The sequence below is a fragment of the Sphingomonas sp. Leaf62 genome (genome assembly GCF_001421915.1).
Classification (GTDB): Bacteria; Pseudomonadota; Alphaproteobacteria; order Sphingomonadales; family Sphingomonadaceae; genus Sphingomonas.
The window spans coordinates 1-13,420 of the sequence record NZ_LMLN01000004.1 but is presented as its reverse complement, the minus strand read 5'-3'; the positions used below and the strand labels follow the sequence as shown (position 1 = coordinate 13,420).

Below are 13,420 nucleotides of genomic sequence, written 5' to 3'. Positions count from 1 at the left end.
TGCGACACAGGTGGTTCTCCCTGTATCGACGGAGCTGTCATGCGCCTGTTTCCCGTTACCGCCGCCGCTACTTTCCTGATGCTGTCGACGACCGCCCTTGCCGCGCCGCTGCCCGCGACCAACCCGTTCGCGCGCGCCAGCACGCTGCCGTTCGAAGCGCCGCCGTTCGACCGGATCAAGAGCGCCGATTACGGCCCCGCGATCCGCGCCGGCATGGCCGAACAGCGTGCCGAGATCACCGCGATCACCCGTGCCCGCAGCGCACCGACCTTCGACAACACGATCGCCGCGATGGAGCGGTCGGGCCGTCTGCTCGAACGGGCCAGCCTCGCCTTTTACGGGGTGGTCGGTGCCAATACCGATGACACGTTGCAGGCGACGCAGGCCGAACTGGCCCCCGCCTATGCCGCGCATCAGGATGCGATCAACCTCGACCCTGCCTTGTTCGCCCGGGTCAAGACGCTGTACGATCAGCGCCAGTCGCTGCGGCTGAACGCCGAACAGTTGCAGGTGCTGACCCTGACCTATCAAGGGATGGTCCGCGCCGGTGCCTTGCTGTTGCCGGCGGACAAGAAGACGCTGAGCGCCTATAACGCGCAATTGTCGACACTGGAGACGGCGTTCCAGCAAAAGCTGCTGGCGGCGGCAAAGGCCGGCGCGCTGGTGATCGACGACCGGGCAAAGCTGGACGGCTTGTCGGAGGGTGAGATCGCGGCGGCCGCCGATGCGGCGAAGGCGCGCGGGCTGGCCGGCAAATATGTGCTGACGTTGCAGAACACGACCCAGCAGCCCGAGCTGGCGACGTTGAAGAACCGCGCGACGCGCGAGGCGCTGTTCAACGCCAGCTGGACCCGCGCGGCAAAGGGCGATGCGAACGACACCCGCGCGACGATCGTGAAGATCGCGGCGCTGCGCGCGCAAAAGGCGAAGCTGCTCGGCTTCGCCACCTGGGCCGATTACGTGTTGCAGGACCAGATGGCGCAGAATCCGAAGACCGCGCTCGGTTTCATGCAGCAACTGGGAACGCCGGTCGCCGCCGAACAACGGCGCGAGGCGGCGGAACTACAGGCGCGGATCGCCGCGACCGGCGGCGATTTCCAGCTGAAGCCATGGGACTGGGACTATTATTCCGAACAGGTCCGCAAGGCGCGCTACGACCTGAACCAGGACGAGCTGAAGCCCTATTTCGAAATCGACAAGGTGCTGACCGACGGCGTCTTCTATGCCGCCAACCAGCTATACGGGCTGACGTTCAAGCGGCGGACCGACATTCCGGTCTATCATCCCGACATCAGCGTCTACGAGGTGCTGGAGGCGAACGGCACCCCGGTCGGGCTGATGTATTTCGACCTGTGGAAGCGCGACAACAAGAATGGCGGCGCGTGGATGTCGAACTTCGTCAACCAGTCGAAGCTGATCGGGACGAAGCCGGTCATCTATAATGTCAGCAATTTCACCAAGCCCGCCGCCGGTCAGCCCGCGCTGATCAGTTTCGACGACGTGACGACCATGTTCCACGAATTCGGTCACGCACTGCACGGCCTGTTCGCGAACCAGACCTATCCCAGCATTTCGGGCACCAACACCGCGCGCGATTTCGTCGAATTCCCGTCGCAGTTCAACGAACACTGGGCGCTGAACCCCAAGATCCTGCCGCATTACGCCGTCCATTACCGGACCGGACAGGTCATTTCGCAGACCCTGATCGACAAGATCAAGCGCGCCGGCACGTTCAATTCGGGCTATTCGTTCGGCGAGGCGCTGGCCGCCGCCGAAATGGACATGAGCTGGCACTCGCTGACCGCCGCACAGGGGGCGCAGGACGCCGATGCGTTCGAGACGAAGGCGCTGGCCGCCACCGGGCTGGACGTCGCCGACGTGCCGCCGCGCTATCGATCGACCTATTTCCTGCACATCTGGGGCAATGGCTATGCCGCCGGCTATTATGCGTACAGCTGGACCAAGATGCTGAGCGCGAACGCGTTCGACTGGTTCGAGCGCAACGGCGGCATGACCCGCGCCAATGGCCAGCGGTTCCGCGAGATGATCCTGTCGAAGGGCCATACCGAGGATTACGCGACTATGTTCCGCAACTTCAACGGGGCCGATCCGCAGGTCGGGCCGCTGCTACGCGACCTCGGGCTGAATGCCGACGGATCGCGCATCGCCGCCGCCGGCACACCGGCCGCCGCGAAGTAACCACGCGCCCGATCCGGTGCTGCTGCGCCGGATCGGGGTTGCGTTCCTGGCGCGACCCTGCGGGTCGAACCGCCCGCAGGCTGGATAGGCTCGCCCGTCAGCCGCTGTTGCGCAGTGCCGTGGCGATGGCGTTGATCGACAGCAGGATGCCCTCGCCGATCCGGGCATCGGCCTCGCCCGCGCGGTGCCGCTTCAGAAGTTCGATCTGGAGCAGGTTCAGCGGCTCGATATAGGGTGTGCGCAGCCGGATCGACGCTTCGAGGGCGGGGCTTTTTTCCAGCAGCCGTGTCTGGCGGGTGACCGACAGCAACCCGTCATGCGTCGCCTGCCAGCCTTCGCGAATCCGGCCGAAGATCGCTTCGCTCAGCGCCTTGTCCTCGACCAGCCCGGCATAGCGCGCCGCGACGTCCATGTCGGACTTAGCGAGCACCATTTCCATATTGGCCAGCGTCGCCGCGAACAGCGGCCATGCTGTCGCCATTTCGCGCAGCAACCCCTTGTCCTCGAACGATTGCAGCGCCGCACCGACCCCATACCAGCCCGGTAGCATGATCCGCGCCTGTGCCCAGCTGAACACCCACGGTATCGCGCGCAGATCCTCGATCGCGTCGGATTTCTTGCGGCTCGCCGGGCGCGACCCGATCTTCAGGCCGGCGATCTCGGCAATCGGCGTCGCCTGTCGGAAGAAGGTGGTGAAACCGTCGGTGCCATAGACGAGGCCGCGATAGGCCTTGAACGCCGTATCCGACAGCGTGTCCATGGCAGCGGCGAAGCGTGCCGCATCGGCTGGGTTCAGCGAATCGGGTTCGAGGCTGGCGAGCAACGTCGCCGACGTCATCGCTTCGAGGTTCGTGACCGCACTGTCGCGGGTGCCGTATTTGGCGGCGATCACCTCGCCCTGCTCGGTGATGCGGATGCGGCCCTGCACCGTATCGTGCGGCTGCGCCCGGATCGCGGCGAACGACGACCCGCCGCCGCGCCCCACCGCGCCCCCGCGCCCGTGGAACAACTGCATCCCGATCCCCGCCTCCTCGAACACCGGCGCCAGCGCCGTCGAGCCCTTCGACAATTGCCAGGTCGAGGTGAGGTAGCCGCCATCCTTGTTCGAATCGGAATAGCCGATCATCACCTCCTGATGGCCGCGCGCCTGCGCGATCGCCGCGACCTCGGGCAGCGCCAGCCAGCGGGTCATGATCGCCGGTGCCGCCTCCAGATCGGCGACCGTCTCGAACAGCGGGATCGCCATGATATGCGCCTGCGGGGTTTCGCCAGGCACGTACAGGCCGCTTTCCTTCAGCAGCAGATGTACTTCGAGCAGGTCCGATACCGACTGCGCCATCGACACGATGTAATGGCGGATGCATTCGCGGCCGTAGCGGGCATGGGCGTCGGCGGCGGCGCGCAGGATCGCCAGTTCGGAAGCGGTCTGCTCCGAATATTCGGCATAGGGGCTGGTCAGCGGGCGCGGGCTTTCGAGTTCGCGGCGCAACAGTTCGACCCGCGCATCCTCGTCCAGCGCCTTATAGTCCGCCTCGACCCCGGCGACCTTCAGCAGTTCGGCGACGACGCTCTCATGGATCACGCTGTTCTGGCGCATGTCGAGCGTGGCGAGATGGAAACCGAACGTCTCGACCGCGCGGATCAGCCGCCCGAGCGCACCGCCGGTCGACAGCGGACCGTTATTCTGTTGCACCAACCCCCGCGCGAGCGACGCCAGGTCGGCACGGAACGCCGCCGGATCGGCATAGGGTTCGCCGGTCAAATTGCCGGGGCGCGGCGCGACCTTTCCGGTCAGCTTCTGGTGGGTGGCGGCAAGGCGCGCATAGATGCCGCTGATCGCCCGGCGGAACGGTTCGTCGGCACGGGATGCGGCATTGTCACCGCTCTTGTCGGCCAGCGCCGCGATCGCCTCGTCGACCGCGACATGCTCGGTCGAGATCGACAGTTCGGCACCGAGGCTGTGGAGCTGGTCGAGATAATAGCCGAGCACCGCTTCGGCCGCCTTCGCCAGCGCCAGCTTGAGCGCTGCGGCATCGACGAAGGGATTGCCGTCGCGGTCGCCGCCGATCCAGCTGCCGGGTTTCAGGAACGATGGTGGGCGCTGGCCCAGCACCCGTTCCCACCGGGCATACAGCGCGGGCAGGGTGGGCAGGAACACGTCGCGCAGATAACTGAGCGCGGTTTCGACCTCGTCGGCGACGTACAGCCGCTCGCGACGCAGGACGCGAGTCTGCCACAGCAGCGCGATCTGGCGCAGGATCGCTTCGTCGACCCGGTCGCCCTCGGGCGTTTCCTCGGCCCCCTGATCCTTCAGCAGCATCAGGTCGGCGATGCGGTTCTTGTGGTCGATCATCGACTTGCGCCGCACCTCGGTCGGGTGCGCGGTCAGTACCGGCGCGATCAGCGCATGGTCGAGCAGTGCCAGCACCGCATCGCGCCCGATCCCTTCGGCCTGCAGCTTCTCGATCGCGGTCGCGACATCGGCCCCCGGTTCGGCGGCGATGCCCTGCCGATCCTCGGCCAGATTGGCGAGCATCGAGAACATCATGAACCCGCGCACGAACGCGATCGTGTCGTCGAGGCTGAGGCTGTCGAGCCCCAAGTCGATCGTATCTGCACCTGCCACGCCGCGATGCCGGTCGACCGACGTCGATCGGATATGCTCGATCCGTTTGAACAGCGCCTCCCCGCCATAGGTGCGGATGACGTCACCGAGCAGCCGGCCGAGAAAGCGGATGTCGGGATTGTTCGTGATCGGGGGCAGAGTCGTCATGGGCACACTTGCTGCAATGCGGCAGGATGCGGGTCAAGCGACGATGACGCGCATGGTATAAAGAATGGCCATCGGGTAAGGCGGCGGCGCTGCACCCGATGCGCGGCGGACCCTCCGAAGGAACCAGCGATGACGATGCCCATGACCCTGTGGTGGCAGATGTGGACCGACGCTGCCCAGACCAGCCTGCGCCTGTGGGAAACGATGGCCGCCTCTGCCGTGGTGATCGACCGCCGGATGCCGATGATCGATGCCGGCCTGCGCAATCCATGGACCGCCGATCATGTCGAACTGACCGGCATGGTCACCGAAAAGACGCAGGCCTTTTCGAAGGCGGGCGATTCGCTGGCAAAGGACATGGCGGCGATGCAGGGGCTGTGGATGCAGGTGATGCAGGACGCGTGGTCGCTCGGGACCGCTGGCCGCATGCCGTCCGCGCGCAGGATCGCGGCAGGACAGGACCGGGCGATGCGGCTGACCGCGGGCGTGATCGGTGCCGGCGGCCGAGCATTGACCCCGATTCATGCCAAGGCGACGGCGAATGCGAAGCGGTTGGGGACGCCGAAGCGCTGACGGCTTCGCCTCCTGATCAGTGAGGGGAAGCCTGTCGGAGAAGGGTCCGCCGCGGGCATTGAACCGTTTAGCCCGCGTAACGTTTACAGCGGTCGAACCGCACGGAAGACGAGCCGCCCCATTCCGACCCGATCCGCCCCAGCGTCAGTCGCGCCAGTCGAGCACCGGCCAGCCCCGTTTGCGCGCCAGCGCCTTCAGCGGGGCATGGGCGTTGACCGGGAACGGTTCGTCGGCCCAGTCGAATACCGGCGCGTCGGAGACGTGGTCGCTGTAGAACCGGACCGCTACATCGCCGCGCGCAATCCCCTGTTCGGCGGTCCATGCCTCGATCGCGCGCAGCTTGGCCGCGCCGTAGCAATTCTCGCCGTCGATTCGCGCCAGCACGTTCCCGCCTTGCTCCTGCGCGCAGTTGGTGGCGATGACCGCGTCGAAGCCGAGCAGGTCCGCGATCTCCTGTGCATAGAAACGATAGGATGCGGTGGCGAGCACCAGCATCCGACCATCGGCACGGTCGGCTTCGATTCGCGCCCGCGCGCCGTCGAGCAGGCCGGTGGCGACCGTCGCCCGTGCAAAGGCGCGCGCCGTATCGGTCAATCGTTCGCCCGGCACCGTGCGACCCAGCACCAGCCGGTGGGTCATCTCCTTCAATCGGTCGCGCCCGTACAGGCGCAGGACATAGCCGGTGACGGCCACTCCCGCGATCGGCAGCAGCCACAACGCACCTCGTCCGCGTTCCCTAAGCGCATGGCGCAGGAACGGCGTCCATGTCGCGACGCGGGTGATGGTCTTGTCCATGTCATAGATGGCGAGGTCGCGGTGGCGCATGCGCCAAGCGCGTACCATCTTGCCGCGACGCCGCAAATCGCCGATGGATGGCTGTGATGAGCGCTTCCGCCGATTTTTCGCACGACCGGGCCGATGGCGGTGGCGTGCTGCGTTTTACCGGCAACCTGTCGCTCGCCCATGTCGGCGACCTGCCCGAACGACTGAACGAGGTCGACGGACCGGTCAGCCGGATCGACCTGTCGCAGGTCGACCGGATCGATACGGTCGGTGCGTGGCTGGTCCACCGCTTCGCACGCGACCGCGATGTCACTATTGAGGGATTGAACACCGACAGCCAGCACCTGTTCGATCAGGTCGCGGCCGCCGACGATCCGGTCGTCCGCAAGGGCAAGGCGCTCAGCCCGCCGCTGCGAGTGCTGGAGGAGATCGGCGAAGCGGTATCGGGCAGTGCGCGGCAGATGCTGGGCCTGCTCGGCTTCATGGGCGCGACCGTCATCGCGTTCCTCAACATCCTGCGTCATCCGCGCCGTTTCCGCTTCAATGCGACGGTACAGCGGTTCGAGGTCGTCGGCGTCTCGGCGCTCGGCATCATCGGGTTGATGAGCTTCCTGATCGGCATGGTCATCGCGCAGCAGGGCGCGGTGCAGCTGCGACAGTTCGGCGCGGAGGTGTTCACGATCAACCTGATCGGTCGCCTGACGTTCCGCGAACTGGGTGTGTTGATGACCGCGATCATGGTCGCGGGTCGCTCGGGCTCGGCGTTCGCGGCGCAGCTCGGTACGATGAAGCTGACCGAAGAGATCGACGCGATGCGCACCATCGGCGTGTCGCCGATGGAGGCACTGGTTCTGCCGCGCGTCATCGCCGCGATCGTGATGATGCTGTTGCTCGGCTTCTATGCGTCGATCATCGCGATCATCGGCGGCGGACTGCTCAGCTGGGCACAGCTCGGCATCCCGCCGATCACCTTCGTCACCCGAATCCGCGAAGTCGTGCCGATCACCGACCTGTATATCGGCCTGATCAAGGCGCCGGTATTCGGCGCGATCATCGGCATGGCCGGTTGTTTCCACGGCATGCAGGTCGAAAGCGATGCCGAACAGGTCGGCAGCCGTACGACGGCGGCGGTGGTGCAGGCGATCTTCTTGGTGATCGTGCTCGATGCGTTTTTCGCGATCTTCTTCGCATGGATCGGGTGGATATGAGCGAGCACGAATCCCTCATCCGCGTCCGTGGTCTCAAGAACCAGTTCGGCGACCAGGTCATCCACGAGGATCTTGACCTCGACGTGCGGCGGGGTGAAATCCTCGGCGTGGTCGGCGGGTCGGGCACCGGCAAATCGGTGCTGATGCGATCGATCATCGGCCTTCAGACGCCCGCCGCCGGCACGATCGAGGTGTTCGGTGAGAACACGATCGGCCGTGAAGAGACCGAAGCGACCGAAATCCGCAAGAAATGGGGCGTGCTGTTTCAGGGCGGGGCGCTGTTCTCGACGCTGACCGTCGCCGAAAACGTGCAGGTGCCGCTGAAGGAATTCTACCCGAAGTTGAAACCGGCGCTGCTCGACGAGATCGCCGGGTACAAGGTCGTGATGACCGGCCTGCCCGCCAATGCCGGGCCGAAATACCCGTCGGAACTGTCGGGCGGCATGAAGAAGCGGGCTGGCCTCGCCCGTGCCCTCGCGCTCGACCCGCAATTGCTGTTCCTCGACGAACCGACCGCCGGCCTCGATCCGATCGGCGCGGCGGCGTTCGACGACCTCACCGCGTCGCTGCAAAAGACGCTGGGGCTGACCGTCTTTCTCATCACCCACGACCTCGACACGCTGCATGCCATCTGCGACCGCGTGGCCGTGCTGGCGGACAAGAAGGTCATTGCCGTCGGGACGATCGACGAACTGCTCGCGCTGGACCATCCGTGGATCCAGGAATATTTCAACGGACCCCGTGGCCGCGCCGCGACCGATGCGCAGGATCGCATCGCCGCCCGCAACCACGACCGCGACGCCGGCGCAGAGCCGGCCTCGCTGCAAGCCCAGAGGCGCTGATGGAAACCCGGTCGAACCATGTCCTTGTCGGCGCGGTGGTGCTGATCCTGCTGGTCATGCTGGCGCTGTTCACGGTGTGGCTCGCCCGTATCGGCGGCGGCAGTGAAAAGGAATATGACGTCTTCTTCAAACAGGCCGTCGACGGCCTTGCCAAGGGGTCGCCGGTATCGTTTTCGGGTGTCCCCTCGGGGCAGGTCGAGGATATCGCCCTGTGGCCGAAAGACCCGCAATTCGTCCGCGTCCGCATCAAGGTGAAGGACGAGACCCCGGTCCTGCTCGGCACGACCGCGACGATCGTCGGCAGCTTCACCGGCGTGTCGACGATCACGCTGGACGGCGCGGTCAAGGGCGCGCCGCCGATCACCTGTCCTGCAGCGAACGCCGAACAGTCGTGCCCGATGGGCGTGCCGGTCATTCCGCCCAAGGCCGGCGGCGTCGCGGCCCTGCTCAGCTCCGCGCCGCAACTGCTCGAACGCGTCACCACCCTGACCGAGCGGCTGGCTGACGTCCTGTCCGACCGCAACCAGAATTCGATCGCCGCGATCCTCGACAGCACCAACCGGCTGACCGATGCGCTGGCCGATCGTGGCCCGGAAATCGCCGCGACGTTGGCGGAAACGAGGATCGCGATCCAGCGCGCGGGCGTTGCCTCGCAACAGATTGGTGACCTGGCGGCGACGACCAACGGCGTGCTGGCCAACGACATCCAGCCGACGATCCAGCAGCTCAATCGCACCATCGCCAGCGCGCAGAAGAGCGCCGACACGCTGAACGACGCGATCGGCGATGCGAAGCCGGGGCTGCAGGCGTTCAGCAAGCAGACCATCCCGCAGGTCAACCAGCTGGTCGGCGATCTGCGCGCGATGACCGGCGCGCTCGCCTCGGTCGCGGAAAAGGTCGATCAGGGTGGCGCGACCGCGCTGGTCGGCCGCTCGAAGCTGCCCGACTACGACCCCAAGAAGTGACGCGGAAGACAAGGATGCGCCCCATGAAGAAGCTGTCGGTCCTGCTGCTCCTGCCGCTTGCCGGGTGCATCCGCTTCGGTGCCGAACCGCCGCCCGCGCTGCTAACGCTGGCTCCCGTTGCGCCGATCGCCGCCGGTGCGACGCAGAGTTCGGCGCAGGCGCGCTCGATCACCGTACAGGTACCGGTCGTGCCGCAGGAACTGGCGGTGACGCGCGTGCCGGTGCAGTCGAGCGCGACCAGCATCGCCTATGTCAAGGAAGCGCAATGGGTCGAACCGCCCGCGCGCCTGTTCGCACGGCTGCTGTCGGATACACTGACGTCGCGTGCGAACATGGTTGTGCTGAGCACGCGGCAGGGCTTTGCCGATCCAGGTGCGCAATTGAACGGCGAACTGCGCGAATTCGGCATCGATGCCGGGCGCAGCGAAGCGGTTGTCGTCTACGATGCGACCCTGCAGCGCGCCGGGTCGACCACGTTCGAAAAGCGCCGCTTCGAGGCGCGCGCGCCGGTCGCGACGATCGACGCGAACAGCGTCGGTCCGGCGATTAATCAGGCCGCGAACACCGTTGCGACCGCCGTCGCCGACTGGGTCCGGGGCTGATCGCGGCCCGGCATGGCACTGCATAGCTGGCTGCTCTTCGTCGCGGCGGTGGTCGTGCTGTGCGGCACGCCCGGACCGAACATGCTCCATGTTCTGACGCGCAGCGTGACGCTCGGCTGGCGCGGTAGCCTGCCGGCGATGGCAGGCTGCCTGACCGCGCTGGTCGGCGTGTTGATGGCGTCGGCGGCGGGACTGGCGGCGCTGCTGACGGCGGTACCGGGACTATTCGACATGCTCCGCTATGCCGGTGCCGCCTATCTGGCATGGCTCGGTTTCCGCGCGATCACGGCGCGGTCGGCACCGCTGGACGTCGCACCCGACACCATACCGTCCGGCCATTTGTTCCGCGGTGGTTTTCTGGTCGGGATCAGCAACCCCAAGCTGTTGCTGTTCGCAACCGCCTTCCTTCCGCAGTTCGTCGATCCTGAGGGTCCGCAGCCGGTGCAGTTCGCCATTCTGGTCGCGACGTTCGCGGTGGTCGAATGCCTGTGGTACGCCGCCTATGCGGTGGGCGGTCGCTCCCTCGCGCGCCATCTGACCCGTCCGCGCGTCCGCCGCTGGTTCGACCGCGCGACCGGCGGCATTTTCATCGGCTTCGGCGCGGCGCTGCTCGTTTCGCGCGTCTGATCGCTATCTTGCGGGCGTCGGCCGGACTGGCGGCATGGCGTTACAGATGTCCGCCCCGCCCGCCGGTACTTCGAAAAAGGGCGGCTCGCGATTTTCGCGCCCTTTTACCCATGCGGCATAGCGGATATTGTCGACAGCGCGATACTGGAAATGGGGCCGCTCCCCTGCCGGAATCTCGCTGGCCAGCCGCACCGACCGGATCGGCGTCGCCGTTTGATCGGGCGCGTAAAATCCCATCGTGCCGGTGCCGCGCGGCAGCGACGACAGAACCTCCATCCCCTCGACCACGCGCCCGACCAGTGCGATATTGCGGTCGAGATGGCGCGGGCCATGGCCGATTACCGCATAGAGTTCGGCACCGCTTCCGGTGCTCGGCGCCATATCGCGTCCGACGCCGACCATCGTATAACAGTGCGTCAGCCACGCCCCCTTGCCATCGCTCGCCACCGGCCAGCCATCGGCGCTATGCCCACTCTTCGCGGCATAAGGATCGCGCCGCGTCATCTGCGTGACCGCATCATAGCGGCCGGTCACATATTCGGCCGGCGGATTGGCGACGACGCCGGCCGGCAAAGGCTTCTTCTCGGTGACGTCGCCCCACTGCGCGACATAATTGTCCTGCACGCGGTACACCGAGCTGCCGTCCCACCAATGCGCCCGCGCCAGCTTGCGCAGATTGTCGACATGGACCGGCGCATAGCGCGGCGCCAGCCGGATCACGACCGGCTTGTCCCCGGCCAGCGTCATTACGAGCAGTTCGTCGTCGGGGATCGTCCGCCAGTCGCTGTCGACCGGATCGGCCGGGGTCGGCGGGGCGGCGGGAGCGGCGGCGGCCTGAAGCAGCGCGGCGATCAGCGAGACGAAATGCATCGCGCCATTCTGCCCGCCGCGCGCCGTCCCCGCAACTCCCGCTTGCACGAAACCCCGCCGCGCCCTAGGGAACCCACCTTCCGGCAATGCGGAGCGGTGGCCGAGTGGTCGAAGGCGCTCGCCTGGAAAGTGAGTATACGGCAAAACCGTATCGAGGGTTCGAATCCCTCCCGCTCCGCCACCAAGTCGTTGTTTTTAATTAAAATTATTCCGGAACCTAGGTTCCGAATTGTACGAATTTGGCCTCTCTCGGTACCTAATTCACGAGATTCAAGGGTCTTTTCTCCAGCGGTACGCTTTACAAGTAAATTTCTCGTGATTTCGGTGACTTGCTAGAACCGATATCGATCGTTCGAAATGTAATGGGCTCCGCCAAGACTTCGTAAGTGACTGACTATATTGGATAACGCAGCCGGAAGGCGCGCCTTTCCGCACCATTCCCGTTCAGTTCGGTAGTGCGGAGAGCCGTCCGATACCCATCGATACGGGGTTTGGGGGAGGTTTTCTCTGCGGCAGTCGCATGCCGTACCCGCATCTGTTTCAGCCTTATGCCTGATACGATCGCCAAGGTGGTCGATGTGCGCACCTCGCCGATGTTGGAGCGGATCGCCGCCATTAACGACTTCGTCGCAGCGGGCTACGAGGTTCATGTCAACTTCTCGCCCGTGATCGTCCACGAGAACTGGGAGGCGGAGTGGAAGGCCTTGTTCGCCGAGCTGGACGGGGCGCTCTTGTCGGCGGCTAGGGCGCAGTTCAAGTGCGAGGTCATCTTCCTTACCCACAATGAGGGGCTGCACGATCTCAACCTCCAATGGCACCCCCGGGCCGAGGAAAGGCTGTGGCGGCCCGACATTCAGGAGGCCAAGTGGAGCCAGTCCGGTATGCGGAACCTGCGATACAAGGCGGGCTGGAAGCGACAATGGCTCGACCGTTTTTTGGGATGGCTCAAGGAAGCCATGCCATATTGCGAGGTCCGCTACGCCTTCTGATCCGATAGCAACGGCTGCTGCAAGGTTCTTCAAAGCCGTGGAACCCTGCGGACGCTGCCCGTAGCCGTCCGCCATTTAAGCCGCTGGAAAAGAAGCAGAATGTCGGCTAAGGTGTTGGATGCGGGCTGCCACTGACGGTTGACAGAAGCAATCCATGAGTACGAGCCTCGTTGCAAAATTTGATACGCGCCGGGAAGCGGAAATGACGGTTGAACGACTAGTTCAGCAATTTAGCATCGAGCGTACCGACGTGTTCGTTTCTGCCGAAGGGGAGCAGAACACGGCAGGCGTTAAAAAGGCAGGGTCCGACACGGAAGCGGGAGAGCCAAGTACGGAGAGCCGCAATGATTCCGAACTGACGGGTCGAGTTACCGTGGCGGTCGACATCCAGGATGACGACCTGGTTGCAGAGGTCCGCTCCGCATTCGCCGAATTCCACGCTGATGAAATAAAGCAAAAGTGACAGGCGGCGCTCACCTAAAACGGTGAGCGCCCTCGTTCATCACCCCGAACCGGGGTGTTCCGTGGCATTGGGTTTTCCGTCAGTGCCGGTGGTGCCAGCTGCTTCTGCAGCAGCTATGCCTGAGGTATCAATAATTTTGATTTTCTTACCATCGATAGTCGTTTCGCGGGGATACTCTGCGGAAAGGTCCTGATCCGGTCCGGTCGGCCCGGGTTTTGGGCCGGTTGCACCTTTGCCCGCTGTATCGTCGCTGCCTTCAGTAGTGGCGTTTGGTGTAGCCGGCTGCTCCTTCACCGCTAATAAGGAAAGCATGTTGTTCACCGCTGCCCTCCTGATCGCGGCCGTTCCTGGCCAATCCGCTTCCAATTCGGGATCCGACGACCGGTGTGCGAAGGCCCTGCGGGTTGCGGCAAAGGAAAGCCGGGCTGCCTCCGATGCCTTCGCAGCAGATTCACGGTACGCCGAGACCCACAACGGCAGCTTTTCACCAAGCATGATGAGCGATTTTATCAGCTGGTACGACAAA

General features: G+C 65.0%; 13 protein-coding genes and 1 tRNA gene. 10 read left to right on the top strand and 4 right to left on the bottom strand.

Annotated elements, in window-relative coordinates:
* The first annotated feature begins 39 nt into the window (after positions 1-39).
* Positions 40-2,199, top strand: coding sequence for a M3 family metallopeptidase (locus tag ASE91_RS03125; protein WP_056622566.1), 2,160 nt, complete (start codon positions 40-42; stop codon positions 2,197-2,199).
* A 97-nt stretch (positions 2,200-2,296) separates the two neighbouring features.
* On the opposite strand, the gene ppc is transcribed toward ASE91_RS03125, so the two are convergent.
* Positions 2,297-4,972, bottom strand: coding sequence for a phosphoenolpyruvate carboxylase (gene ppc, locus ASE91_RS03120; protein ID WP_056622564.1), 2,676 nt, complete (start codon positions 4,970-4,972; stop codon positions 2,297-2,299).
* Between the two features lie 129 nt (positions 4,973-5,101).
* On the opposite strand from ppc, the gene ASE91_RS03115 reads away from it, so the two are divergent.
* Entirely contained in the window at positions 5,102-5,545 is a 444-nt protein-coding gene (locus ASE91_RS03115) for a hypothetical protein (RefSeq protein ID WP_056622562.1), read from the top strand.
* 144 nt (positions 5,546-5,689) lie between these two features.
* Here the strand turns inward: ASE91_RS03115 and ASE91_RS03110 are convergent, their stop codons facing one another.
* Positions 5,690-6,370, bottom strand: a complete 681-nt coding sequence (locus tag ASE91_RS03110) for an HAD family hydrolase (RefSeq protein ID WP_056622560.1) — start codon at positions 6,368-6,370, stop codon at positions 5,690-5,692.
* A gap of 56 nt (positions 6,371-6,426) precedes the next feature.
* Between ASE91_RS03110 and ASE91_RS03105 the strand changes: the two genes are divergently transcribed.
* Genes ASE91_RS03105 through ASE91_RS03085 form a run of 5 tightly spaced genes read left to right on the top strand, consistent with a single transcriptional unit; the run spans position 6,427 to position 10,572 of the window.
* Positions 6,427-7,536 (top strand): ABC transporter permease, encoded by a 1,110-nt coding sequence (locus ASE91_RS03105; protein ID WP_056001485.1) that lies wholly within the window; start codon positions 6,427-6,429, stop codon positions 7,534-7,536.
* A complete protein-coding gene (locus ASE91_RS03100) occupies positions 7,533-8,378 on the top strand; it encodes an ABC transporter ATP-binding protein (RefSeq protein WP_200910899.1) in 846 nt (281 codons plus the stop codon). The genes ASE91_RS03105 and ASE91_RS03100 overlap by 4 nt, the downstream gene beginning before the upstream one ends.
* The gene (locus ASE91_RS03095) at positions 8,378-9,343 is read left to right on the top strand and encodes an MlaD family protein (protein ID WP_056001491.1); all 966 of its coding nucleotides are present in this window, start codon (positions 8,378-8,380) and stop codon (positions 9,341-9,343) included. Before ASE91_RS03100 ends, ASE91_RS03095 begins: the two co-directional genes overlap by 1 nt.
* Before the next feature lie 23 nt (positions 9,344-9,366).
* Positions 9,367-9,945, top strand: coding sequence for an ABC-type transport auxiliary lipoprotein family protein (locus ASE91_RS03090; RefSeq protein WP_056622558.1), 579 nt, complete (start codon positions 9,367-9,369; stop codon positions 9,943-9,945).
* A 12-nt stretch (positions 9,946-9,957) separates the two neighbouring features.
* Entirely contained in the window at positions 9,958-10,572 is a 615-nt protein-coding gene (locus ASE91_RS03085; protein WP_056622556.1) for a LysE family translocator, read from the top strand.
* Positions 10,573-10,575: 3 nt separating this feature from the next.
* Here the strand turns inward: ASE91_RS03085 and ASE91_RS03080 are convergent, their stop codons facing one another.
* Positions 10,576-11,442, bottom strand: coding sequence for a peptidylprolyl isomerase (locus ASE91_RS03080; protein ID WP_056622554.1), 867 nt, complete (start codon positions 11,440-11,442; stop codon positions 10,576-10,578).
* A gap of 90 nt (positions 11,443-11,532) precedes the next feature.
* Here ASE91_RS03080 and ASE91_RS03075 point away from each other — a divergent pair.
* From ASE91_RS03075 to ASE91_RS03065, 3 genes are all read left to right on the top strand, one after another.
* Positions 11,533-11,623: transfer RNA gene (locus tag ASE91_RS03075), tRNA-Ser, on the top strand.
* 274 nt (positions 11,624-11,897) lie between these two features.
* A complete protein-coding gene (locus tag ASE91_RS03070) occupies positions 11,898-12,431 on the top strand; it encodes a spore photoproduct lyase family protein (RefSeq protein ID WP_327196755.1) in 534 nt (177 codons plus the stop codon).
* Positions 12,432-12,585: 154 nt separating this feature from the next.
* On the top strand, positions 12,586-12,894 hold the full coding sequence (locus ASE91_RS03065) for a hypothetical protein (protein WP_056622552.1): 309 nt from the start codon (positions 12,586-12,588) through the stop codon (positions 12,892-12,894).
* A 39-nt stretch (positions 12,895-12,933) separates the two neighbouring features.
* On the opposite strand, the gene ASE91_RS20360 is transcribed toward ASE91_RS03065, so the two are convergent.
* A partial coding sequence (locus ASE91_RS20360; RefSeq protein ID WP_162233608.1) for a hypothetical protein occupies positions 12,934-13,420 on the bottom strand: 487 nt, incomplete at its 5' end.

Coding starts and splice junctions, on each gene's coding strand:
- ASE91_RS03125 (WP_056622566.1), top strand. CDS start 40: ATGCGCCTGTTTCCCGTTACCGCCGCCGCTACTTTCCTGATGCTGTCG.
- ppc (WP_056622564.1), bottom strand. CDS start 4,972: ATGACGACTCTGCCCCCGATCACGAACAATCCCGACATCCGCTTTCTC.
- ASE91_RS03115 (WP_056622562.1), top strand. CDS start 5,102: ATGACGATGCCCATGACCCTGTGGTGGCAGATGTGGACCGACGCTGCC.
- ASE91_RS03110 (WP_056622560.1), bottom strand. CDS start 6,370: ATGCGCCACCGCGACCTCGCCATCTATGACATGGACAAGACCATCACC.
- ASE91_RS03105 (WP_056001485.1), top strand. CDS start 6,427: ATGAGCGCTTCCGCCGATTTTTCGCACGACCGGGCCGATGGCGGTGGC.
- ASE91_RS03100 (WP_200910899.1), top strand. CDS start 7,533: ATGAGCGAGCACGAATCCCTCATCCGCGTCCGTGGTCTCAAGAACCAG.
- ASE91_RS03095 (WP_056001491.1), top strand. CDS start 8,378: ATGGAAACCCGGTCGAACCATGTCCTTGTCGGCGCGGTGGTGCTGATC.
- ASE91_RS03090 (WP_056622558.1), top strand. CDS start 9,367: ATGAAGAAGCTGTCGGTCCTGCTGCTCCTGCCGCTTGCCGGGTGCATC.
- ASE91_RS03085 (WP_056622556.1), top strand. CDS start 9,958: ATGGCACTGCATAGCTGGCTGCTCTTCGTCGCGGCGGTGGTCGTGCTG.
- ASE91_RS03080 (WP_056622554.1), bottom strand. CDS start 11,442: ATGCATTTCGTCTCGCTGATCGCCGCGCTGCTTCAGGCCGCCGCCGCT.
- ASE91_RS03065 (WP_056622552.1), top strand. CDS start 12,586: ATGAGTACGAGCCTCGTTGCAAAATTTGATACGCGCCGGGAAGCGGAA.